The sequence below is a fragment of the Thalassobacillus cyri genome (genome assembly GCF_900107755.1).
Taxonomy (GTDB): domain Bacteria; phylum Bacillota; class Bacilli; order Bacillales; family Halobacillaceae; genus Thalassobacillus; species Thalassobacillus cyri.
Window position 1 is genome coordinate 354,317 of record NZ_FNQR01000002.1, and the last position, 23,509, is coordinate 377,825.

18 protein-coding genes are annotated in these 23,509 nt (G+C 42.1%); 13 read left to right on the forward strand and 5 right to left on the reverse strand.

The genetic code is table 11. From position 1 onward, the window contains the following. Positions 1-147 precede the first annotated feature (147 nt). From BLV00_RS03970 to BLV00_RS04005, 8 genes are all read left to right on the forward strand, one after another. Complete coding sequence (locus BLV00_RS03970; RefSeq protein ID WP_245728807.1) at positions 148-801, forward strand: putative hydro-lyase; 654 nt, start codon at positions 148-150, stop codon at positions 799-801. A 656-nt stretch (positions 802-1,457) separates the two neighbouring features. Further along, complete coding sequence (locus tag BLV00_RS03975) at positions 1,458-1,952, forward strand: PTS sugar transporter subunit IIA (RefSeq protein WP_093042625.1); 495 nt, start codon at positions 1,458-1,460, stop codon at positions 1,950-1,952. Positions 1,953-1,973: 21 nt separating this feature from the next. Continuing rightward, a complete protein-coding gene (gene treP, locus BLV00_RS03980) occupies positions 1,974-3,383 on the forward strand; it encodes a PTS system trehalose-specific EIIBC component (protein ID WP_245728798.1) in 1,410 nt (469 codons plus the stop codon). Between the two features lie 35 nt (positions 3,384-3,418). Further along, a complete protein-coding gene (gene treC / locus BLV00_RS03985; protein ID WP_093042629.1) occupies positions 3,419-5,101 on the forward strand; it encodes an alpha,alpha-phosphotrehalase in 1,683 nt (560 codons plus the stop codon). 24 nt (positions 5,102-5,125) lie between these two features. Then, positions 5,126-5,839 carry a trehalose operon repressor gene (treR, locus tag BLV00_RS03990; protein WP_093042631.1) on the forward strand — a complete coding sequence of 238 codons (714 nt, stop codon included), beginning with the start codon at positions 5,126-5,128 and terminating at the stop codon, positions 5,837-5,839. Positions 5,840-6,617: 778 nt separating this feature from the next. Beyond that, the gene (locus BLV00_RS03995) at positions 6,618-7,136 is read left to right on the forward strand and encodes a DUF6933 domain-containing protein (protein WP_176791313.1); all 519 of its coding nucleotides are present in this window, start codon (positions 6,618-6,620) and stop codon (positions 7,134-7,136) included. A gap of 207 nt (positions 7,137-7,343) precedes the next feature. Then, on the forward strand, positions 7,344-8,756 hold the full coding sequence (locus BLV00_RS04000) for an MBL fold metallo-hydrolase (protein ID WP_093042635.1): 1,413 nt from the start codon (positions 7,344-7,346) through the stop codon (positions 8,754-8,756). 154 nt (positions 8,757-8,910) lie between these two features. Beyond that, a complete protein-coding gene (locus BLV00_RS04005) occupies positions 8,911-10,860 on the forward strand; it encodes an aconitate hydratase (protein ID WP_093042637.1) in 1,950 nt (649 codons plus the stop codon). An 87-nt stretch (positions 10,861-10,947) separates the two neighbouring features. On the opposite strand, the gene sda is transcribed toward BLV00_RS04005, so the two are convergent. Together sda and BLV00_RS04015 are read right to left on the reverse strand one after the other, a co-directional pair. Continuing rightward, a complete protein-coding gene (gene sda / locus BLV00_RS22480; RefSeq protein ID WP_093042639.1) occupies positions 10,948-11,100 on the reverse strand; it encodes a sporulation histidine kinase inhibitor Sda in 153 nt (50 codons plus the stop codon). 22 nt (positions 11,101-11,122) lie between these two features. After that, complete coding sequence (locus BLV00_RS04015) at positions 11,123-11,647, reverse strand: helix-turn-helix domain-containing protein (RefSeq protein WP_093042641.1); 525 nt, start codon at positions 11,645-11,647, stop codon at positions 11,123-11,125. Positions 11,648-11,988: 341 nt separating this feature from the next. Here BLV00_RS04015 and BLV00_RS04020 point away from each other — a divergent pair, with 341 nt between their 5' ends. Next, a complete protein-coding gene (locus BLV00_RS04020; protein WP_093042643.1) occupies positions 11,989-12,600 on the forward strand; it encodes a trimeric intracellular cation channel family protein in 612 nt (203 codons plus the stop codon). 127 nt (positions 12,601-12,727) lie between these two features. Here BLV00_RS04020 and cysK read toward each other — a convergent pair whose 3' ends face one another. Next, a complete protein-coding gene (gene cysK, locus BLV00_RS04025; protein ID WP_093042645.1) occupies positions 12,728-13,657 on the reverse strand; it encodes a cysteine synthase A in 930 nt (309 codons plus the stop codon). A gap of 264 nt (positions 13,658-13,921) precedes the next feature. On the opposite strand from cysK, the gene helD reads away from it, so the two are divergent. After that, complete coding sequence (gene helD, locus BLV00_RS04030) at positions 13,922-16,240, forward strand: RNA polymerase recycling motor HelD (RefSeq protein ID WP_093042647.1); 2,319 nt, start codon at positions 13,922-13,924, stop codon at positions 16,238-16,240. Between the two features lie 41 nt (positions 16,241-16,281). On the opposite strand, the gene BLV00_RS04035 is transcribed toward helD, so the two are convergent. Both BLV00_RS04035 and BLV00_RS04040 read right to left on the reverse strand, forming a co-directional pair. Continuing rightward, positions 16,282-16,914 carry a YpmS family protein gene (locus BLV00_RS04035; protein ID WP_093042649.1) on the reverse strand — a complete coding sequence of 211 codons (633 nt, stop codon included), beginning with the start codon at positions 16,912-16,914 and terminating at the stop codon, positions 16,282-16,284. 36 nt (positions 16,915-16,950) lie between these two features. After that, positions 16,951-17,871, reverse strand: coding sequence for an SGNH/GDSL hydrolase family protein (locus BLV00_RS04040; RefSeq protein ID WP_093042651.1), 921 nt, complete (start codon positions 17,869-17,871; stop codon positions 16,951-16,953). A 183-nt stretch (positions 17,872-18,054) separates the two neighbouring features. On the opposite strand from BLV00_RS04040, the gene BLV00_RS04045 reads away from it, so the two are divergent. The 3 genes from BLV00_RS04045 (at position 18,055) to BLV00_RS04055 (ending at position 23,476) form a co-directional block, all read left to right on the forward strand. Further along, positions 18,055-20,346 (forward strand): ATP-dependent DNA helicase, encoded by a 2,292-nt coding sequence (locus BLV00_RS04045; protein WP_245728799.1) that lies wholly within the window; start codon positions 18,055-18,057, stop codon positions 20,344-20,346. Between the two features lie 233 nt (positions 20,347-20,579). Then, positions 20,580-21,827: an L-lactate MFS transporter gene (locus BLV00_RS04050; RefSeq protein WP_093042653.1), complete on the forward strand. Its 1,248-nt coding sequence runs from the start codon at positions 20,580-20,582 to the stop codon at positions 21,825-21,827. 89 nt (positions 21,828-21,916) lie between these two features. Beyond that, complete coding sequence (locus BLV00_RS04055; protein WP_093042655.1) at positions 21,917-23,476, forward strand: hypothetical protein; 1,560 nt, start codon at positions 21,917-21,919, stop codon at positions 23,474-23,476. The last annotated feature ends 33 nt before the right edge of the window (positions 23,477-23,509 follow it).

Here is a 23,509-nt window from a genome sequence, read left to right on the forward strand (position 1 = left end):
GGGAGTCGCAAATGGAAAGACCGGAAAAATGGAGTCCAAAGGAAGCACGGGAAAAAATTCGTACCCAATATTGGACAGGGTCGACTTCCGGTCTGGCTCCTGGGTATATTCAGGGGAACCTGGTTGTCCTGCCGGAAACAATGGCGTTTGAGTTTTTGTTGTTTTGTCAACGCAACCCGAAGCCCTGTCCCGTTTTTAGATGTGACAGAGCCTGGTTCTCCTGTGCCGCGTTTGGTTGCACCAGATTCAGATCTTCGGATCGATCTCCCTGGTTACCGGGTTTATCGTAATGGCCAGCTGACAGAGGAGCTGGATGATATAACAGAGCGATGGGATGAAAAAATGGTTGGATTTCTACTCGGGTGCAGCTTCACCTTTGAACAAGCATTGTTAGAGCATGGTATTCCGCTTCGACATATGGAAGAAAAAAAGAATGTTCCCATGTACAGGACCAATATCCAATGTGTGCCTGCAGGCCGGTTTTCAGGCCCTATGGTTGTAAGTATGCGTCCGGTGAAAGCAGCCGACATACCTAAAGCTGTCCAGGTCACGAGTCGTTTTCCTTCCGTACATGGAGCCCCAATCCATGTCGGGGACCCGGAAGCAATTGGGATTGCTGATCTATCCCGTCCGGATTTTGGTGATCCTGTAACGATCGAAAACGGAGAAATTCCGGTTTTCTGGGCCTGTGGGGTTACCCCTCAGGCAGTCGCCATGCATATGAAGCCAGAATTGATGCTCACCCATGCTCCGGGGCATATGTTTATTACAGATAAGAAAAATGAAGATTATAGTATATGATAAGTAAAATAGAAGCTGCTCTTGTTTGGTGGATACTTCACTTTTCAAGAGCAGCTTTTTGTTTGCTTTTTATTAACAAAAGACTCTGTAAAGCGTTAATGGCGATTTTTTTCTAACAGGCTTATTCACCTATAGGACCGAAAAGTCGAAGACTTGTTTTCGAGATATTGGTCGGGAGAAAGGAGCCTAGGGGAACGAGTCGCATTCCACGTGTCCGCTGAGCCTCCTTGAGCTGACGCTCTGTGATGTCTCACCTGGAACTCTTTTTCCGTAGGACATTGAATATTCATCCTGACTTAACCCACGCACGAAGAAAATGTGGATACATTTTCGAGGAGTCTCCCCGTCCCCCCCTCTCGCCCCTTGGCTATGGGAAATTCTCGAAATCATACTTGCGTAAACCGCCCTATTATAATTTTGCAAGAAGCCTTTGCCCCCAGACCATCCCATTCCTCACAGGCTCACGGACCCCACCATCGCGAAACGGAGTCTTCAGCAAACGGGAGCTTAACTGTAAAAACACTACGATTTAAAAGAGTCAATAAAAAATGATTGTTAACGCTTGCAAAACATGTATATACAAATTATAATTGGTTCATAACTTGTATATACATGTCATGACGATTGGTAGAAACTGATTAGGAGGGAGACTTACTATGTTTAAAAAACTTTTTGGCAAAGACAATAAAGAGACAATTCTGACAGCGCCTGTCACAGGAAAAGTAGTTGATCTGACTGAGGTGCCGGACCCGACCTTTTCACAAAAAATGATGGGTGAGGGTCTTGCTATCCAACCATCCGAAGGAAAAGCGGTAGCACCATTTGATGGAGAAATCGTCCAATTATTCCCGACGAAACATGCAATCGGGCTGAAGAACAAAGCCGGTGTCGAAGTATTGGTTCATATCGGCCTGGAAACAGTTGGCATGAACGGGGAAGGATTCGAAGCTTCTGTAAAGCAAGGGGATAAAGTGAAGACAGGACAGACTCTGGTGACTTTTGATCTTGCAAAGATAGAGGAAAAAGCATCAAGCACAGTTACCCCGGTGATTATCACAAACAGCGATGAATATTCCCTTGATTTCTATAATCAGGGTAATGTGGAAGCTGGTTCTACGGAAATCATGCAGATCAAGCCAAAGGCCAACTAACCTATACGGGAGGAAACCATCATGGATTTGAATAATCAGGCGAAACAGATTTTAGAAGCCATTGGCGGAGAAGAAAACATCAATGCCGCTACCCATTGTGTCACGCGCTTGCGTTTAGCCTTGAATGATGAAAGCAAAGTCGATCAAGAAAAACTGAACAACATCGAGTCAGTTAAAGGTTCTTTTTCAACAAACGGACAATTTCAAATTGTAATTGGACAGGGCACTGTCGATAAAGTTTATCAGGAATTGATTTCTATCACAGGTATCGGTGAACAGACGAAGGAAGATGTCAAGGCGGCATCTTCGGAAAAAATGAATCCGCTTCAAAAAGCCATTAAGGTACTTGCAGACATATTCATCCCGATCCTGCCAGCGATCGTTACAGCTGGTCTGTTGATGGGTCTGAACAATATTCTTGCCGGCCCGGATATTTTTTATAAAGGTAAATCATTAATCGATGTCTATCCTCAATGGTCCGGCATTGCTGAAATGATCAACCTGATTGCCAATACAGCTTTCGTATTCCTGCCAGGTCTGATCGGCTGGTCGGCAGTGAAAAAGTTTGGAGGCAGTCCATTATTTGGTATTGTCCTCGGTCTTATTTTAGTCCATCCTGACCTGATGAACGCTTGGGATTATGGTAATGCTTTAAAAGAAGGCAATATTCCGACATGGAATTTATTCGGACTGGAGATTGAAAAAATAGGTTATCAAGGTCAAGTGCTGCCGGTCTTATTAGCTTCCTGGGTATTAGCCAAATCAGAAGTTTGGCTCCGTGAACGTGTACCGGATTCTTTACAATTGTTACTGGTAGCTCCTATAACGTTGTTGGTAACTGGTTTTTTGACTTTCCTATTCATAGGTCCTGCCATGTTCTTTGTCGGTAACCTGCTTACTGACGGATTAGTATCGATCTTCGATCAATTTGCTGCATTAGGCGGTTTGATTTACGGTGGTTTGTATGGTCTGTTAGTTGTAACAGGTATGCACCATACATTCCTGGCAGTAGATATCCAGCTTGTCGGAAGTACAGGGACAACTTTCTTGTGGCCGATGCTTGCCTTGTCGAATATCGCTCAAGGTTCGGCGGCATTTGCGATGATGCTTGCAACAAAAGATGAAAAGCTGAAAGGTCTGGCTTCCACATCCGGTATTTCTGCCTATCTCGGCATCACCGAGCCGGCATTGTTCGGGGTCAACCTCCGTTTTAAATATCCGTTTGTCGCTGCCCTGATCTCTTCTGGTATCGCGGGTATGTATATTACAGTAGCCGGTGTAACAGCTACTTCCATTGGTGTCGGCGGGATCCCTGGCTTCTTGTCAATAAGTGCCGGAAAATGGCTTCCTTTCTTCATTGGAATGGCTATCGTTATCATCCTGCCTGCAGCGATCACTTACATTTGGGCGAAACGTAGAGGGGATTGTTAATGGTTGAGTACAATATAGGTTGGTGGTGTTTTTAAATGAATCAAGCGTGGTGGAAAAAAGCAGTAGTTTACCAAATCTACCCGAAAAGCTTTAATGATACGACAGGCAATGGTGTAGGTGATTTGCAAGGCATCATTGAAAAATTGGATTACTTGAAAAACCTGGGGGTCGATGTCCTGTGGCTGACCCCTCCTTATAAATCTCCGCAGCGGGATAACGGCTATGATATCAGTGACTATTACGATATTCATCCGGAATACGGTACGATGAAAGACTTCGACGAACTGATTGCCGGTGTTCATGAACGCGGAATGAAACTGATCATGGATATTGTCGTAAACCATACGTCGACTGATCATGAATGGTTCCAGCAGGCGAAGCAATCGAAGGATAATCCTTATCGTGATTATTACATTTGGAAAGATGGCAAAGACGGCGGACCCCCGAACAATTGGAAATCCAAATTCGGGGGGTCTGCCTGGCAGTATGACGACCAGACTGACCAATACTACCTGCATCTATTCGATGTCACCCAGGCCGATTTGAACTGGGAAAATGAACAAGTTCGTAAGAATATCTACGAAATGATGAGTTTTTGGGCAGAGAAAGGCGTCGATGGCTTCCGTTTGGACGTTATTAATCTTATCTCTAAAAATCAGGCTTTTCCGGATGATGATGGCAGTGTCGCTCCCGGGGATGGCCGTAAATATTATACCGATGGCCCGCGTGTTCATGAGTACATGCAGGAGATGAATCGGGAAGTATTTGGCAAGTATGACCTGCTTACTGTCGGTGAAATGTCTTCTACAACCATCGACCATTGCATCCTTTATACACGTCCGGAGCGGAAAGAGCTTAGCATGACGTTCAATTTCCATCATTTAAAAGTGGATTACCCGAACGGTGAAAAGTGGACAGTGGCAGACTTCGACTTTTATGAATTGAAAAAAATCCTTTCTACCTGGCAAAAAGAAATGAACGTCGGTAAAGGATGGAACGCTTTGTTCTGGTGCAACCATGACCAGCCTCGCGTACTTTCACGGTTTGGCGATGATGTCAACTATCCAGTAAAATCGGGAAAAATGCTGGCAACGACGATTCACATGATGCAAGGGACGCCTTACGTCTATCAAGGGGAAGAGTTTGGAATGACCAACCCTTACTTCGAATCGATTGACCAGTATCGTGATGTTGAATCCCTTAATATATATGAAATTCTGAAAAAAGAAGGGGTGACAGAGGACGAAATCATCGAGATTTTGAAACAAAAGTCCCGTGATAACTCACGTACTCCTGTCCAATGGGACGCCAGTGAGAATGCCGGATTTTCTGATCAGTCGCCATGGATTGAAGTGGCGAACAACTATAAAACGGTCAATGCTGAAAAAGCGATGGAACAGAAAGACTCCTTGTTCTATCACTACCAACAATTGATTCAGCTTCGAAAAGATTTTGATATTATTACACATGGGGATTACGAATGGATTGTGCAGGACAATGAACAAATTTTTGCTTTCGTACGCAAATGGAAGGATGAAACCCTTCTTGTCGTCAATAATTTTTACGGATTGGCGACACGGTTTAAAATGCCGGAAAAGTTCGACCTCAAAGGGAAGCGAGTGGATATCCTGATCAGCAATTATGACGATTCAGACAAGGATATCTACGATGGTTTAGGATTGCGTCCATATGAGTCCGTCGTTTATCACATCCACTAATGTTAAAATGGTAATGGTGATTCTATGAAAAAGAAATATTTAGATATCTATAATGAGCTCGTAATGTCCATCCGGGACCGCAGCTTCCGGGCTGGAGAACGGCTGCCGTCCGAGCATGAGCTTTGCGAGCGTTATGACACCTCCAGAGAAACGATCCGTAAAGCCCTTCATCTGTTAGCGCAAAACGGATATATCCAAAAGGTGAGAGGGAAAGGTTCGATAGTTTTGGACAGTGATAAATATGAGTTTCCTGTTTCTGGGCTGACAAGCTTTAAGGAATTGACGCATCAATCCGGCCAGCAAATCCGGACAAAGGTGCATGAGCTGTATTTGTTGGAACCTGACACGAAGTTAGACGAGCTTCTGGATAATCCTGGAAAAGTTCCTATCTGGCGAGTCGTACGATCAAGAGAAATTGATGGAGAAAAGGTCATCCTGGATAAGGACTACATTCGACAAGATATTGTCCCAGGGTTGACCAAAACCATTTGTGAAGATTCGTTGTATGAATATATTGAAAATAAACTGGGACTGTCCATCAGCTATGCCAAAAAAGAAATCGTCGTCGAGCCGGTTTCAGAAGAAGATAAGGAATTGCTGGATGTAGAAAATCACGACCAAATGGTCGTCATCCGCAGTTCAGTCTATTTGGAAGATACGACACTCTTTCAATTTACCGAATCCAGGCACCGTCCTGATAAATTCAGGTTTGTGGATTTTGCCCGGCGCAGTAAATAACCCTAAATTTTTTCTTTAAGAGAAAACGCATGGAAGAACACTTCCATAAGGAGCGAATGAAGCAGCTTCTTTTGGAAGTGTTTATTTTTTTAAACTTTGTTAAATCTCCGTTTTGATTAAAGCTCCATTTTGTTGAAGACTCAGTTTCGAGAGAAACTGTTTCCGTTATGGTGGTGAGCGTTTGGAGGTCCGGGAAATCACTCGCTTTCCGTGGGTGTACGGTGAGCTTCCTCGGGCTAAAGCCCTGCGGGATCTCACCATGTACTCTACTCCCATAGGACTTTGAATAAGCTTCTTGAATAAACACCGCACGAAGAAAATGCGTAGCATTTCCGAGGAGTCTCACCGTTTTCCCAACCACCATACAAAGTTTAGTATCTCGAAACTGGCTGCCAAGAATGATATGCTTTTGAAGAAGAAAATACGATTAATCCCACATTATTACTGGATTTTTCTCAAAAAAATAGGTTAGGACATTCAAGGGCGATTTCGATAACCTTATGCGGCAAGGGTCGTGGGGGAAGGGTAAGACTCCTGCGGGAAAGGATAGACTGGCAAGACCCCGCAGAGCTTTAGCTCGAGGAGGCTTGCGTCTTCCCCGCGGAAAGCGAATCCTTCCCCCAACGACCCTAATCTCCTCCAATATCTCGAAATCAAGTCTTCGACTTTACGGCCCTATAATTGAATACGATTCATTAATCCAGCAGCGGTTTGCTTGGATTGAATCAGTTTATCCCTTATGATAAAAAAAGACGAGAGACCGATTTTATAGAAGTAGGTGAGTGCAGCGATGATGCAAATAGGAGTTACAGCTAAAATGGCCAAAGAATTAAAGAAAGAAGTCCAACCTGCGGATGCTGTGGATGGGCCGAGAATTTATCAATGGCATATGAACTTTTTTACTATCCAGCGGAGAAAATGTATATTATTGATGAATGATGAGACGGGTTTGAACCTGACGTTATTCGGCTTAAAACAGGAACAATTCAAAAATATGGATCAAGTCATTATGGGCTCGTTAAGAGAGTTGCTAAGATTACTTAAGGTCGATCAAGTCATCATCGATGATTTCCTGGAAGCCGGTCAGGAAATCGTTTATACCAAAACACACGACCGAAGTGTTCTTGGTATGATGAATGAAATAAAGTTAGGTATGGAACATAGCCTGCAAGGCTTATCCTACGATGAGATTGACGCTATAGAAGTCAACGAAGAAAATAACCGGTTTATTTTGTCGCCATTGAAAGAATTAAAACCCTTGGATACCTTAATTGCCTACTATAATGAAAATGACTGATAGCCGCCTATGAACTGCACCTTTGTCGTTAGAACAGACAAGTGGGGTAAGTTCATATGGCGGTTTTTTTACAGTAAACCTTTAGGTTTAAATGATACATAAACGGATATGGGTATATTAGAAGTCATTTTTAGATTTAGCTTCAGGGTTTACCTATATACCTTATAGGGTATATAATGTATATACAATGAAAAACGGAGGTATTTCATGTATTTCAAATATTTTTTCGATGAAAATCTTGCACAAATGTCCTATTTAATCGGCTGTCAGGCCACGGGCGAAGCTCTAGTCGTCGATCCGGCTCGTGATATTACACCGTATCTGGAAACTGCTGAAGCAGAAGGATTCAACATCACAGCAACAACAGAAACGCACATCCATGCTGACTTCGTTTCCGGTGCGCGCGAGTTATCAAAGCGTACAAACGCAAAACTTTATCTATCTAACGAAGGTGGTGGAGACTGGAAATATCAATATCTGGATGATGTCGACCATGAGTTGTTGAATGATGGAGATAAATTTTATATCGGTAAGGTTCGTTTTGATGTTATGCACACTCCAGGTCATACCCCAGAGAGTCTCTCTTTCGTATTGACAGATGAAGGTGGCGGATCTGAAGTACCAATGGGTGTTTTCACAGGAGACTTCGTATTTGTCGGAGATGTGGGACGTCCTGATTTACTTGAAAAAGCAGCTGGAGAAGAAGGCACATCGGAAAAAGGTGCCCATCAAATGTTTGATTCCTTGAAAAAATTTAAAGAGCTGCCGGATCATGCCCAGCTTTGGCCAGGCCACGGAGCAGGAAGTGCCTGCGGCAAATCGCTAGGTGCTGTACCAACTTCAACCGTAGGTTATGAAAAAATCAATAACTGGGCTGTCAAACAGGAAAATGAAGATGAGTTTGTGAAAAATCTTCTAAGCGGTCAGCCAGAACCACCTAAATATTTCGCAATGATGAAAAAAATCAACAAAGAAGGACCAGACTTCCTGGAAGATAAAGATTTAGAACAAATTTCTATTGATAAATTGGAAGACTATAAGAAGAATGGTGCCATTATACTGGATACACGTCCGAAACAGATCTTTGCAAAAGGGCATCTTGAAGAAACTATTAATATTCCATTTAACAAGTCCTTTGCCAACTGGGCAGGCTGGATGATGGATTATGATAAAGACATCGTATTAATTGCAGATGAAGAAGACACGTACGACATCAACCTGACCCTGCAATCCATCGGTCTTGACCGTGCAGTAGCATACGTGAAAGCAGATGAAGTTTCTAAACAGCCTAACCTGGAAACTTATGAAAACATCACACCAAAAGAACTTCACGAAAAATATCAGCAAGATGATGACTATGTAACTCTCGATGTGCGTGAAGAATCCGAGTGGAATGAAGGTCACTTGGAAGATGCCGAGCATATCTTTGTTGGAACGCTTCCGGATAACCTAGACAAAATTCCAGAAGGCAAAACACCAGTCGTTCATTGCTTATCTGGGGCTCGTTCTGCAATAGCAACCAGTGTATTGCAAAAGCACGGTTTTAAAGATGTGAAGAACCTTGAAGGCGGATATGCCGCTTGGACTAAAGAAGATTTACCAGTAGTAAGAGAAAAATAAATGGAACTACCGATGTTACACCCGCAGCTAGTGGGGGTGTGTTTTTTTATAGTGAATATGTTGCATACTAATCTTCTCTCTAGGGTAAGGGAAAATATAGGCTAATTTTGCATCGAATAGGAATGCTTATAGAGTCTGATAAAGGAGGAATAAAATGGGCTTGAATGTAGCTCAAAAGCTGATTAAAGATCACCTCGCAGAAGGTGAAATGACTCCAGGTGAAGAAATCGGTTTAAAAATCGACCAGACCCTCACCCAGGATGCTACCGGCACAATGGTTATGCTGGAATTGGAAGCGATGGGAATCGACAGAGCCAAGACAGAAGCTTCTGCCCAGTATGTCGATCATAACTTGATTCAAGAAGACAGCAAGAATCCTGATGACCATTTGTTTTTGCAAAGTGCTGCTAAGCGGTTCGGACTTTATTACAGTAAACCGGGGAATGGTGTCAGCCATCCTGTCCACATGCAGCGTCTGGCAAAACCGGGCAAGACGCTGTTAGGATCCGACAGCCACACATGTGCCAATGGCTGTATGGGTATGCTGGCAATAGGCGCCGGCGGAATTGATGTAGCGATGGCGATTGCAGGGGAACCTTTTTATGTGAAAATGCCCAAAGTGTGGGGCGTAAAAGTGACCGGAGAATTACCGGATTGGGTCAGTGCCAAGGATGTCATCCTGGAAATGCTTCGAAGACATGGCGTGAAAGCGGCAGCCAATCATGTCTTTGAATATTATGGGCCAGGGATCAAAAACCTATCTGCGATGGATCGCCATGTTATTGCAAATATGGGAGCAGAACTTGGGGCGACAGGTACCATTTTTCCATCGGATGAAGAAACGAAGCGGTTCATGAAACAGGAACATAGAGAAGAGGAATGGATAGAACTTAAAGCGGATGAAGATGCCACGTATGATTTGGAAGAAGAAATCAATCTCTCAGAATTGGAGCCAATGATCGCCAAACCGACAAGTCCGGGAAATGTTGTTCCTGTGCGTGAAGTAGCCGGTGAACCGATCTATCAGTCTTATATCGGTTCATCTGCCAACCCTGGTTACCGTGATTTTGCAATTGCGTCCAAAATGCTAGAAGGTCAAAAAGTAGCAGAAAATGTTTCTTTTGATTTAAATCCTACTTCCAGACAAATGCTGCTGGATCTCTCCAAAGAAGGTCATATTGCTAACTTCATTCAAGCAGGCGGACGCTTGCATCAAGCAGGCTGTAATGGTTGTATCGGGATGGGGCAGGCCCCGGCGACCGGCAGGAACAGTTTACGGACTACACCGCGTAACTTCCCTGGCAGGTCCGGTACCAAAGAGGATCGTGTATTTCTTGTCAGCCCCGAGACGGCTGCTGCATCTGCGCTTACAGGAGTAATCACAGATCCGCGTACACTTGATATGGATTACCCCCTAGTCAAAGAACCAGAAAATCCAACAGTAGACGTCGATTTATTGCAAGAGCCTTTACCGGAAGAAGAAGCGAAGCAGGTAGAGTTGGTGAAGGGGCCAAATATAGCTACCATTCCAAAGATGGAAGGACTTCCAGAACATTTAGAACTTCCTGTATTGCTGAAAATGGGTGACGACATATCAACCGATGAAATCCTGGCAGGAGGAGCAAGAGTGCTGCCATACCGAAGCAACCTCCCGGAAATCAGTAAGTTTTGTTTTGAAATTGTCGATGAAACCTATTATGATCGGGCAATGAAAATACGTGATCATGGCGGCCATGCTATTGTCGGCGGACAAAACTATGGGCAAGGATCCAGTCGTGAACACGCCGCAATAGCTCCCCGATATCTTGGACTAAAGGTCGCACTTGTTAAGGACTTTGCCAGAATCCACTGGCAGAATCTGGCGAACTTCGGGATTTTGCCGGTTACATTTGTCGATGAGTCAGATTGGAAGGAGTTAGAACAAGGAGATGTCCTTCAATTTGAGGAATTAAGGGAGAAGCTTGGAGAAAGCAATCAATTTGAAGTAAAAGTGAAAGGGAAAGATAAATCAATAAAAGTGGAGCATGCACTTTCACCTCGCCAGTTAGAGTTCATCCTGATGGGTGGTTTGATCAACTGGGTGAAGGAACGTTTGAATCGGTGAACAAATATGGGAATACTGTAAGAAGGGCGTAGACGATCTGCGTCCTTTTTTATTGTAATGCAGAAGGGAGTACATGCTGGGCTGGGATTATCGTGTAGTACGGAAACCCGGAGTATTATCCCGCTGCCTTTCCCGGCGCCTCATTTCTTGTTTCAAGAGCTCTATAAACTCATCGTCGACATTGAGTTTGAGTGCAGCGCGATAAGCTTGAATTAACATTTCATAGGATAGGTTTTCCATGCAAAGGTACTCCTTTCAAAAATCAGGAAAGCTTTGTGGCACAAGTGGCAGCGCCCGTAATATTTCCTTCTTCATCATATATAGGCTGGGCGAAAATGTCGTAGATGATACTGCCTTCCGGTAAGGGAAAACGTATGGTCCTTCGGAGGGGCTTCCCTTCCTTGATTACTTTACGTTTCATATCCATTAGGGCGACTGTCCCCTCACTGGAATCCAGTTCATCATCCCGTTTCCCCAGTAGGGAATTTTCACTGTAACGAGTGGGGGCATTGAAGACCCAGGTATAACGTAAATCTGTTCCGCAATGGGCCAGTACTACTGGAGAGCTCAGCAAGGCGGTTTGAAAAGGGTCACTAATATGTTCTGTAAAAAAAACAGACGGATGAATATGAAAGAAATCTGCAATTTGTTTAGCGACGAATATACTTGGATTGCGTGTCCCATTTTCGATTTGAGCGTAGTAAGCTCGGTCGATATGAACCTTTGATGCTACTTCCTGCTGGGTGTACATGTTTTCTTTTCTGAGCTTGATCAGCCATGTTCTCATTTAACCGCTTCCTCACTGTAGCCATACTTCTATAGATAGTAATTCTGCATAATTATCAGATTTCCTTGTGGCAAATTGCAACACTAATAGAAAAGCAGGAAAAAAGATAGGTATAAGGTGATTTTAGCTATCAGGATATTTTTATATAAATTCTGCTAAACGATAGTTTAATATTCCTAGTGCTGGTTTGGAAATTCACTTCTTCCTGGAATCATCAGAAATCTTTATAGGAAAGTTCTATTACAGGACTGTATTGGTGTAAAAGAAATATAATAATCATTGGTGGTCCACAGCCAATCCTGATAATATAAAGTATAGTTAATTACAAGGAGAAATTTATAATGGCTTGGGAATTACTTAATATTTTTGCTGTGGCTGCTTTTGCTTTTAGCGGAGCAATTGTTGCTTTAAGCGAACGATACGATATATTTGGCACTTTCATGTTGGGGATCGCCACTCCTTTTGCAGGCGGCATCATCAGGAATATCGCTTTAGACGTGCCGGTAGTCCATGTGTGGGAGCAGGGATATTTATTTTATATAGCTATATCGACGATAGCTATCGTTTACTTTTTCCCTAAGAACTGGGTGATGTTTTGGGATCGCTGGAACATCTATCTGGATGCTATCGGTTTGTCTGCTTTTGCTATACAGGGAGCTGCCTTTGCCATTGATGCGGGATTCCCACTCGGCGGAATAATTTTTGCAGCTATTTTGACAGGAGTTGGCGGGGGGATGACGAGGGATGTTTTAGCCCAACGGAAACCGATGGTCCTGCACCAGGAAATCTATGCTGTATGGGCACTTTTTGCCGGGGTAGTGATTGGTCTCGGATGGGTGGATACCGACGATACTTTTGAAATGTACCTGTTGTTCTTTGCGATAATCCTGTTAAGGGTACTGTCCTATCACTTAGGATGGCATTTGCGTTTTCGTGATCTTTATCGTATGTAGAAGGTGCTGGTGGCTAGTCATTGAAGAGGATATCTAGTATTACACTATTTTGTCTAGGAAAAGATGTAACGTTAATATGAAAAGAGCAGCCCGGTTCATTAATGCAATGAATCGGGCTGCTTGCTTATCAAATACGAAATAAATCACCGGATAGGTAACGTTCACCTGTATCTGGAGCGATGGCGACGATCACTTCACCGGGGTCCTTCTGTTTTGCGACCTGGATAGCTGCATAGCAGGCTGCACCCGCGGAAGTTCCAACGAGAATTCCTTCTTCTCGTGCTAACCGACGGGTGATATCATAAGCATCGTCATCTTCGATCTTAAAAATTTCATCATAGATTTCCTGGTTCAAAATGCTTGGAATGAAACCAGGGCTGGTGCCCACGAGTTTATGCTTGCCTGGCTTTCCGCCTGATAATACAGGGGAGCCTGCTGGTTCTGCTACATGAATGGTCATATCGGTGAAATGTTTTTTTAGTTCTTCTCCTGTTCCTGTAATCGTTCCACCAGTACCAGCTGTGGACACAAATGCAGATAATGGTTTGCCTAACTCTTCCATCGCTTTGATAATTTCTGTAGCTGTAGTGTGACGATGGGCATCAGGATTGGCTTCATTTTCAAATTGCATCGGCATGAATCCACCCGGAGTTTCAGCTACTAATTCTTTTGCTTTTTCAATGGCACCAGGCATTTTATCAGCTCCTGGCGTCAGCACGATTTCCGCACCGTAAGCTTTTAACAAATTGATTCGTTCCTGTGTCATGGTATCCGGCATGACCAGAATTGCACGGTAGCCTCTTGCCGCAGCATTCATAGCCAGACCTATTCCAGTATTTCCGCTTGTCGGTTCAATGATGACGGATCCTTCTTTCAAGTGACCTGCTTTTTCAGCTTCAATAATCATATTATAAGCAGCACGGTCTTTCACACTTCCGCTAGGATTGAACATTTCAAGTTTCAAGTAAATATCTGCCCCATTTTCCGGGGAAAGACGATTCAGCTTGACTAGTGGTGTATCTCCGATCAATTCTGCCATATTATTTACAACTTTCATACCGTCACTTCCTTTACATCTGTATATATAAAGATTTTAACATATCCTAAGCTCTAATACCTACTAAGGTAATAGGGATTAACAGGCTCATATAAAAAAGGGCACAAAAGTGCCCTTTTCATATTGTTTCTTCTTTCAACGTATAGTAAAATAAGAAACGTCTATTCTGGTTTTGTAAAATTATAAATTTATCCAATTATAATTTTACTACATCAATCAATCATTGTCAATAGGAATAGATAGAAAAGATGGGGAGTGAGGCCAATGGAGAAAAACACCCGTATTTGGAAACAGGAACAAGCGCGTGTCAAAGAGATTATCGAGCTTATTCAGGCAAAAAGACAATCGCTTGAAGAAAACACCGGGCAACTCAAAGAAAACATCATTGATTTAAGGAAAAACTTCTGGGACGATGTCACCGTCAATATCGATGAACCGGACGAAGTGATTGAGACTTATGCCAGTATAAAGCAGCAAGCAGAGCTTTTATCCGAACGAGAGCGAAGCCACGGGCAATTCTATAAGTCGATCAAACTATACAGCCGCCTGGCAGACTCACCTTATTTTGGCCGGATTGATTTTACCGAGCAAGGTGGTCAGAAAGAAACGGTGTATATCGGTATTGGCTCTCTAATGGATAAGGAAGAGGATGACTTCCTCATCTATGATTGGCGCGCTCCTATTGCCAGTATGTATTATGATTACTCTCCTGGGCCCGCACAATACGAAACCCCTGAAGGCAAGATGAAAGGTGAGATGGAACTAAAACGCCAGTTCTTAATTAGAAATGGTAAAATTACGGGTATGTTTGATACGGGTTTGACGATAGGTGATGAACTTCTCCAGCAGGTACTTGGCGGGAATGCTACCTCTCAAATGAAAAGCATCGTGGCAACAATACAAAAGGAACAAAACCAAATCATCCGTTATGAAAAGAATGACATGCTTGTTGTACAGGGGGTGGCCGGAAGCGGGAAAACTTCTGCTGCCATGCAGCGTATTGCCTATTTACTATACCGTTACCGCAAGACAATCCGGGCTGATCAGGTTTTGCTGTTCTCGCCAAACCAAATGTTCATTAGTTATGTGGCTTCTGTTTTACCTGAGCTTGGAGAAGAAAACATGCGGCAAAATACATTTCAGGAATACGCCGCACAACGGCTGGATGATGAATATACACTGGAATCTCCATTTGATCAGTTGGAATATCTGTTATCATCGCAGACTGAAAAGAACTATGATGCCAGGATTGATGGTATTCATTATAAGGCTGACCTGGCCTTCAAGCAGATGATAGACCAATATGTCACTAAACTCGCAATACAGGGCATGAGGTTCCGCAATATCAAGTTCCGAGGTGAGCTGGTAGTCAGTAGAACAGAGATTTCCGAATACTTTTATAAGTTAAATACAAACATGTCGATTCCTAATAAAATAGAGCTGGTGATGGATTGGCTGTTAGCGAAGGTCGACGATTTAGCTAACGAAGAATTGACGAAAGATTGGCCGGTGGAAGAAGCTACTTTCATGGATAAAAAAGATTATTTGGACGCCTTCAAAGAGTTGCAAAAGAATCAACGTTTCAATGAAGAAACCTTTGATGATTATCAACGGGAAGAGCAGATGTTGGCGAAAATGATCGTCGAGCGAAGTCTTCGGCCATTACGTAATAAAATAAAAAATTTGAAGTTTATTCACATGAAAAAGTTATATCGAGGGTTATTCGAACAGGATTTACCAGTGGATTATCCAGATAACTGGAAAGAGATAGGGGAAGATACGATTTCTGCAATTCAATCAAAAACGCTTCCAGCAGAAGATATTACGCCGTATTTATACTTGCAGGATCAAATAGAAGGAAGAAAAATTAATCCAGTAATCCAATATGTATTCATCGATGAAGCACAGGATTACTCTCCTTTTCAATTTGAATTCATCCAGCAGCTCTTTCCAAATGCGCACTTCACTCTGTTGGGGGACTATAACCAGGCGATATTGGCCAATGTGGGAGAGGCTCCAACCATACTTGAAGCAGCAGGTGGTTATAAGAATGTGAAGCGCATACAGCTGATGCGCAGTTATCGTTCCACAAAGCCTATCGTCCACTTTACGAGCAGACTTATTCCTGGTGGCCATGAAATCGAGGCTTTTAATCGAGACGGACGGCTTCCGCGTCTTTATGGGCTGCACAAAAGAAGAGAGCAGATAGACCAATTGAAAAAGGTGATTGAGGAAAGACAGAAGGAAGGACAGGAAACCATCGCAATCCTCGGCAAGACTAAAGAGGAATGTCAGGAGATTGTATCAAGTTTAGAAGGTGAATTTTCTCTTCGTTTCATCTATAAAGAATCACAGCCTTTTGAAAAAGGCTTAATGGTTCTGCCGGTCTATTTGGCTAAAGGGATTGAATTCGATTCTGTTATTGTTCCCGACGCATCTGTCTCCACTTATCGCCAGGAAAGTGAACGGAAACTGTTTTATACCGCATGCACAAGGGCTATGCATGAGTTAGATATTTGTTATATAGGAGAAATGAGTCCTTTTTTAAAACACGTACCAAGAAATTTATATGAATACGAATGAAATAAATCCCCTGTTAGCATAAAACAGGGGATTTATTGAGTTCAAAAATTTTCCTTTGCGAATTCCTTTGCGAATCGGAAGCTGTGGTTCGGAACTCTGATTTTAAATGCGAGTTGGTTTGTCTTCAGATTAAAACGATCTACACGGAGGTCGAAGTTGCTGGCAGGTTTCATCTCGGTGACTGCTACATAGATAGTTTCCTCATTTGGGTTTATAATAACCCATTCAGGAAGATCAAAGCTCTTATTTACATACTCCAATACTTTCTTATTAGGAAGTGGCAGCTTTCCGAGTGATATTCCCTCTTGTTGGAGAACGACATCTCCGTTTTCTTGAACAATAGGTTCAAAGTTCATTTTTAGTGGTATTTTTTGGTCGAATGCTTTGATATTCCCTTTCAATTCGACATTACGCTCTAATGATACGGAGTAGTTCAAGTCATCATCACTGGGGAGCTGGCTTAAAAACTCATTGACGAGCTGTTCAAGGTTCTCTTTGGTCGATACAATCGTGAATTCAGCTTCTTCCGTTTTCTTTTGGTCATCTACATTAACGATTGTATAAGAAGTAGGTAAAAAAATTAATGCTAAAATCCATATAATAATACCAATGTTCAGAGCTGCGAGTGCCAAGAATAAAACTTTCCATTTATTTTTAAAGTCTAGAAATTTCATATCATTCCACCTGATAAATTATGAATTCCAACCGGGTTATTGATTCTGCTCAATATCTGGTCTTATATATTCTAACACGCGCTCGGCGATAAGTTTATAGCCTTTTTTATTCGGGTGGAAATGATCTTCCCACAACAACGTTTCCTCCGGGTTCGTAAAAAGGTCTTCAATAGGAATAAATGTAACTGCGTCGTAATCTTCCGACACTTCAATTCCTATTTGATTCCAATCGCTCATGATTTGTCCCATTTCAGGAATGTTAGTGAAATATCCTTCAAACGGGTTGAAAAGACCTAAGTGATAAATACTTGCATCCTGGTTTTTCTCTAGTATCATTTGAAATATTTCCTCTAAATTTTGTTTATATTGATCTTGGACTTCTACAAAATCTTGATAATCTAAATTTTGAAAATTATCTTTAATAACTTTCATGACGTCATTGGCGCCAATCGTGATTAAAACAATGTCCGCATCTTCCAAAGAAGTGGAGATTTCCTCCTTTTGCATACGTTTAATCAGCTGATCAGTACGATTTCCGCGCTTTCCGTAATTCTCTATCCTAAGGTTAGGGTTCAGCTCTTCATTCCGTAGGTTTTCTTCCAGAATGCCGACATAGCCACCTTTCTCAGTGCCATCACCGACCCCTTGGGTTAGTGAATCTCCTATTGCCACTATTTTCAAATCTTTTTTAAGAAACAAGCCTACTGCATTTTCAAGCGCATCTGTAAACGACTCTTTTATATCTTCTCCAAGTGTCTTGTCTTCTTTCTCGGATGCATCGTCGTACTCAGGAGTTTCTTCTCTCTTCTCAGACTCAGTGGTATCGTCTGCTTGCTCTTGGTTCGTTTGATCCGTATCATTGTTAGTAGCAGGCTGTTCTTGTGAAATTGCTATAATAAAAAGACCTGTCACTAGAATGATGGCCGTGATTATAAGAAAAAATGTTTTGTTTTTCACAGTATCACACCTGTATCGTCTGTTTTACTATTATATGCTTTCCCGCTGGTTTGTGGAAATTATTTTGTTTCCTTATTACACTAATATTCTAACAGACAAACGTTTATTATACATGTTTCGGTTTTAGTGATGACAAATTGTCCGTGGCCAATGGATTTAATGATAATTGAAGGGGAATATATCATGAAAGAGATGAAAATATCTGTCCGTTCCTTAGTCGAATATGTCTATCGTGGAGGTAATATCGATAACCGTTTTCGGTCGAATAGTTCACTTATGGAAGGGACGCTCATTCATCAGCACATCCAGCGAGAGTATAAAGATCAAGACGAAAAAGAGGTCTTTTTAAAGACAGAATTTCAAAAAGAGGGTATGACAATCATTGTTCATGGCCGTTGTGACGGTTTGTTGAAAACTGAAACAAGTGTGATAATCGATGAAATTAAGTCAACATCCATGCCACTCGAAGAATTGACGATAGACAGCTTTCCGGTGTATTGGGCCCAGGCTAAGGGGTATGCGTATATCTATGCACTCGATCATCAACTTGAAGAAATAAAAGTCCAGTTGACTTATGTGCAAAAAAATACCAAAGAAAAGAAGCGATTCATAAAAACCTACTCTTTTGATGAACTTTCTGTCTTTATGGATGAAACCATTGCTGCTTACACTTCCTATGCTCGGATTCTTGCCCATATCAGGGAAGAGAAGCATCAAAGTATCTCTGACCTAAAATTTCCATTCTCCACGTATCGGCCTGGCCAGCGTAAGTTGGCGGGGGCAGTATACAAAACAATTAAAGAAGAAAGGAATTTATTCGGACAGGCTCCGACGGGTATCGGAAAAACGATTTCCACCCTTTTTCCTTCCATAAAGGCAATGGGCGATACGGAGACAGAACGTCTTTTTTATCTTACTGCGAAAACAATAACAAGGATGACAGCTGAAGAAGCGTTAGCGTTAATGGAAGAAAATGGACTTCGACTCAGGTCGGTTACACTGACGGCCAAGGATAAAATATGCTTTCAGGAAGAAACAATCTGTCAACCAGAATACTGTGAATTTGCAGATGGGTATTATGACAGAGTAAATGGGGCCATCCTTGATATTTTAAGGAATGAAACACAGATGACTCGAGGAGTAATCGAGGAATATGCAAGAAAACACCGCGTTTGTCCGTTTGAATTTTCACTCGATCTTGCTTATATCGCCGATGTAGTTATTGGAGATTACAATTATATTTTCGACCCAAGGGTTTCCTTGAAAAGGATGGTAAACGAAGACAGGCAGCAAACAGCATTACTTGTAGATGAAGCACACAATCTTGTCGAAAGATCCCGGGGGATGTTTTCCTCTGACCTGGCCAGTGGTGCATTTTATGATCTGAAGGAGCTTTATGCAAGTGGAGAGCTTTCGGAAGCGATTGGTTATGTCGAGACTGCTTTTGATACCTTGCTTGCCGATCATAAAAAAGAAGAGAACTTTCTGTTAGAGGAAGTCCCGGGGATGATGGAAGAAGCGATCGATCATTTTGTAGCAAAAGCGGAACAGGAATTAAAAGAGGAACCGGAGAGAGAACAAAACGATTTGTTGCTGGAAACCTATTTTGAAGCACAAAACTTCCTGAAGATTCTCCAGTTAGTAGATGATCATTATGTCATCTATGGCAGTATTGAAAAAAACAAAGCAGACCTCCATTTGTTTTGTGTCGATCCTTCTTATTTGCTCAACGAGGTCAGTAAACAATATGGGGCTTCTGTGTTTTTTTCTGCTACATTATCTCCTTTTCCGTATTACAAAGATATGCTGGGCGGAAAAAAAAGAGATTATATCTTGCAATTAGGATCCCCGTATGACTATAACCAGGTAGACATAACTGTCCAGCCGTTGTCGACAAGGTATAAAGATCGGGAAAAGAACAGTATACAGCTGGCAGATAGTTTATATGAAATGGTAGAAAGAGTAAAAGGAAACCATTTATTTTTCTTTCCTTCCTATCATTATATGGAACTTGTTTATTCAGAGTGGTTAAAACTGAATAAGCAAGGTAGGAAATTCCGATCGATTATCCAAAGCCAAGGGATGACGGAGCAAGAACGTGATGACTTTCTAAGTAGTTTTCAAGAAGGAGAAAACCAGAAGCTTGTTGGCTTTGCTGTGCTGGGTGGAGTGTTTTCCGAAGGGGTGGATTTACGGGGAGATCGTTTGAACGGAGTGGCAATAGTTGGGATAGGTCTGGCCCCTAGAAGTATTGAACGTGATTTAATTAAAAATTATTTCGATGAAAAAGGTAAAAACGGCTATGATTATGCTTATGTTTATCCCGGCATGAATAAAGTGCTTCAAGCTGGCGGGAGATTGATCCGATCGGAGGAGGACCACGGCAGCATCTTGTTAGTGGATGATCGTTTCCTTACCAGTAAATATTTAAAACTTTTCCCGCCGGAATGGTCTCATTATGCTGTCAATAAATGAGGAAGGTCGTCATTATTTCCGGGGAAATAATCCAAATTGTAAAATTACGTAAAAAATTGACGCATCAATTGCGTCTTTTTTTTATATCCAAAAAAATATAGGGAAAGATAACCCTAAGTTCATTTCTCTAACTATGAAATTTTTGTGAATTTTAAGTTTTATGAAAGCGAATAAGGGAAATGGCAATATTAATCGTCTAAACCATATTTCTGAAATTATGACGGAGGGGTTTTATGTCAGATCAAAAGGTAAAGAACCGTTGGTTAATTGCTTTGTGTGCAGTTGGAATCCATATTTCGATTGGATCCGTTTATGCATGGAGTAACTTCACTACACCTTTAGGAGACAAGTTTGGCTGGTCATCCAGTCAAGTTCAGTTCACCTTTAGTCTCGCGATCTTATTTTTAGGCTTATCTGCAGCGTTTTTAGGGTGGTTTGTTGAAAAGTATGGACCTCGGGTAGCTGGAATTACGGCTGCTATCTTTTTTGGAATTGGGGTAGCTGGTTCTGGTTTTGCCGTCCAGATGGGGTCACTATGGCTGCTATATATCTTTTATGGAGTATTAGGTGGAGTAGGCCTCGGCGTCGGGTATATTGCTCCGGTATCGACCTTAGTTAAATGGTTTCCGGATCGACGCGGTTTGGCAACTGGTATGGCAATCATGGGCTTCGGTTTTGCTGCTGCGATAGCAAGCCCGGTAATGGATTTTTTAATTAACGCTGTTGGTATTGCGATGACCTTTTATATTTTAGGTGTCAGTTACTTCATTATCATGATCTTATCCTCTTTGTATATTGAGCGTCCGCCCGAGGGGTGGAAACCGGAAGGATTTGAAGGTGAAACAGGAGAAGGTAACAAAAAAGACCTTGCTTACCTAAGTGCGAAAGAAGCACTCAAAACGAAGCGTTTTTATTATTTGTGGATCATGTTGTTCATCAACGTAACTTGTGGAATTGCGGTTATTTCCGCAGCAAAACCTTTAGCAGTTGAAAGTGTTGGAATGAGTACAGCGGCTGCCGCTACCCTTGTCGGTGTCATGGGCATCTTCAATGGAGGGGGCAGAATTGGTTGGGCAAGTCTTTCTGACTATATTGGAAGAGGAAATACGTACTTGATTTTCTTTATTCTGCAAATAGCATTATTCATTCTCCTGCCATGGACAACTGTAACTGCATTATTCGTAATTTTCCTTGCAGTTATCTATACTTGTTATGGTGGCGGGTTTTCTACACTTCCTGCATTTATCGGCGACCTGTTTGGTACAAAAGAATTAGGAGCAATCCACGGATTTCTTCTGACAGCATGGGCAGCAGCAGGCTTAGTTGGACCGATTTTTGCTGCATGGATGAAAGATACGACAGGAAGTTATGAAAGCAGCTTACTTTACTTCGCTGGATTTTTCGTCATAGCTTTAATCGTATCTATTTTGACAAAAATAGATATACGTAAAAAACGAAAAGAAAATAAGGCAAATGCGTAAAAAAGAAGGGGGGCTCCCTTCTTTTTTACATTTTTTGAAACTTTTTACCACTCCACTCGTGTAATATAGTAATAGGAGGTGCGAGTTGGATGTGGTATAAGAACAAGAGCTATTGGATCTTTCCGCTAATTATTTTTCTGGCAGGGGCAGCTTTGTTATTTTTTGAAAATTTGCAAAAAGTGACAGAGCCGGCTGATGAGAGGGTAAGCAGAAGTTGGAAAATTGGAGAAACTCCTCTAAGAATGGAGCCCTTTATATATGAAAAAGACGATGGTTACATAGTAAGTTACTTCCATGAAAGTTCATTGATGGAAAGGACATATGACGAAGAGTGGGAGTTACAGTCGGAACATCAATATGCCATCGATTATAAAAAGTTTTCACGGGTTTTTAACAATGGCGAAACTTTGATTTATACTGATTCACAAACCCTATTTCATGGGAAAGAGGGGGAGAAGCTGGCGGAAATAGATGGCTTTTTCCCCGTACAAAACCATGCATTTTACTTACAGGAAAACCGATTGGTCCACCTTAACCCGGATACAATGCAATCTAAAAACATTTTAGAATTAGATAACACACGAGCAGATGTTTATATCAAGGAAACGGATGAAGGTCTACATATACTTACTGTAACTCCAGGAAATAGTACTTCCAGCATAAAGGTTTATCAATTGGGAGAGCAGCACACCACAGAGTTATTGGCAGCAAAGTCTTTTCCTGTCAAATCAGGTGAAACAGTGAGGGAAGTGGCGTTTGATGTGCAGGAGAGTAAGCTTGGGTTGATGATTGGTACGCTTCAAAAACAAAGCGTTTCGGGTACTCCGGAATATCATTATTACTATGCAGCAGAGGACTTTAAGGGGAGCAAACTTTCTTTACAGACTGTAAAAGCCGACGATCCCTTTAGTCATGGGAGCTTGAAAGAGTGGAGTGATTTACAGTTTTCATTGGATGAAGATGGAGCTAAAGCTCTGTTTGTTGCCCATGGTGCGACAAAGACCACCTACAGGGACACGCCTGCTTTTAATATCTATGAACTGCAAATAACTGAAAATCAATCTAAAGTGACCAGAATGAGTAATACACCGGAACGTTCGCTGAAGCCAAGCAGGGCAGGAGTAGATAATGTCCTGTGGATTGATGCGAAGGGCGAAGCAAATGAAATTAATGTCGCTTCCAGGCAGGAAGCGTTGCTTACAAAAGCAGCAGGATACAAACAGGCTGATTTTATCAGCGCTCTTGGAAAGACGGTGGGAATGTTTTCGTACGCGCCTTTCACTTTTTTCATCACTTTTATGTGGTATTTATGGCCGTTTCTGTTTATTTTCTTAATGATGGGCGCTTTCGGTGGAGCAGTAGAAGAAGGAAAGAGATGGGTTATGTACACGGCGTTAGGGCTATATTTATTATCGACCTTAATATGGAATGACATGTTATTTTCTGAAAAGCTGATGGCCAGAATGCCGGAATACTTGAATTTCCAAGGCAGTACCTGGTTGCTATTAACGGCGTTTGCGGTGATAGCTTATTTACTGATGGAGAAGGAAGGAAAGTGGAAAGATTGGGGAATCCCGATGAAATTCACTTATTTTGTAGGTATTCATCTCTTACTGGTAACCGTGTTCATTGGTCCATATCTACTCTAAAGGCTCTGTTAAGAGGCCTATTCAATAATAGGG

Bases quoted from the DNA above. Each gene is read 5' to 3' on its own strand.
- treP (WP_245728798.1), top strand. From the start codon at position 1,974: ATGGATTTGAATAATCAGGCGAAACAGATTTTAGAAGCCATTGGCGGA.
- cysK (WP_093042645.1), bottom strand. From the start codon at position 13,657: ATGAAAGTTGTAAATAATATGGCAGAATTGATCGGAGATACACCACTA.
- BLV00_RS04055 (WP_093042655.1), top strand. From the start codon at position 21,917: ATGTGGTATAAGAACAAGAGCTATTGGATCTTTCCGCTAATTATTTTT.
- helD (WP_093042647.1), top strand. From the start codon at position 13,922: ATGGAGAAAAACACCCGTATTTGGAAACAGGAACAAGCGCGTGTCAAA.
- sda (WP_093042639.1), bottom strand. From the start codon at position 11,100: ATGGAAAACCTATCCTATGAAATGTTAATTCAAGCTTATCGCGCTGCA.
- treR (WP_093042631.1), top strand. From the start codon at position 5,126: ATGAAAAAGAAATATTTAGATATCTATAATGAGCTCGTAATGTCCATC.
- BLV00_RS04005 (WP_093042637.1), top strand. From the start codon at position 8,911: ATGGGCTTGAATGTAGCTCAAAAGCTGATTAAAGATCACCTCGCAGAA.
- BLV00_RS04050 (WP_093042653.1), top strand. From the start codon at position 20,580: ATGTCAGATCAAAAGGTAAAGAACCGTTGGTTAATTGCTTTGTGTGCA.
- BLV00_RS04045 (WP_245728799.1), top strand. From the start codon at position 18,055: ATGAAAGAGATGAAAATATCTGTCCGTTCCTTAGTCGAATATGTCTAT.
- BLV00_RS03975 (WP_093042625.1), top strand. From the start codon at position 1,458: ATGTTTAAAAAACTTTTTGGCAAAGACAATAAAGAGACAATTCTGACA.
- BLV00_RS04020 (WP_093042643.1), top strand. From the start codon at position 11,989: ATGGCTTGGGAATTACTTAATATTTTTGCTGTGGCTGCTTTTGCTTTT.
- BLV00_RS04000 (WP_093042635.1), top strand. From the start codon at position 7,344: ATGTATTTCAAATATTTTTTCGATGAAAATCTTGCACAAATGTCCTAT.
- BLV00_RS04015 (WP_093042641.1), bottom strand. From the start codon at position 11,647: ATGAGAACATGGCTGATCAAGCTCAGAAAAGAAAACATGTACACCCAG.
- BLV00_RS04035 (WP_093042649.1), bottom strand. From the start codon at position 16,914: ATGAAATTTCTAGACTTTAAAAATAAATGGAAAGTTTTATTCTTGGCA.
- treC (WP_093042629.1), top strand. From the start codon at position 3,419: ATGAATCAAGCGTGGTGGAAAAAAGCAGTAGTTTACCAAATCTACCCG.